The sequence below is a fragment of the Pseudomonas sp. GW456-12-10-14-LB2 genome (assembly GCF_002884345.1).
Taxonomy (GTDB): domain Bacteria; phylum Pseudomonadota; class Gammaproteobacteria; order Pseudomonadales; family Pseudomonadaceae; genus Aquipseudomonas; species Aquipseudomonas paraglycinae.
The window spans coordinates 1-255 of the sequence record NZ_POHV01000246.1; the positions used below are offsets into that span (position 1 = coordinate 1).

At 74.9% G+C, this 255-nt stretch carries 1 protein-coding gene; it reads right to left on the reverse strand.

The genetic code is table 11. The features are described 5' to 3' along the window. Positions 1–52 precede the first annotated feature (52 nt). A partial coding sequence (locus C1X29_RS28940) for an OmpA family protein (RefSeq protein ID WP_158247922.1) occupies positions 53–255 on the reverse strand: 203 nt, incomplete at its 5' end.

Genomic DNA, 255 nt, shown 5'->3' on the forward strand with positions numbered 1-255 from the left:
CCGAAGGGCAGGGAGCGCGCGAGGCGCTCGGCGGCCGGCCGCAGTCCTCGGGTCAGGGGGTCGAGCCGGCGACCTTGGCGCTGACGGCCTGCAGGGTCTCCGAGCGGCGGTTGCGAGACCAGCAGGACTCCGTGGCGCTCGAGCACAGCGGGTGCTCCTTGCCGTAGCTGATCGTGGCCACGCGCCCCGCCTCCACGCCCAGCGCCTTGTAGTAGTCGCGCACGCCGTTGGCGCGCCGCTGGCCCAGCGCCAGGT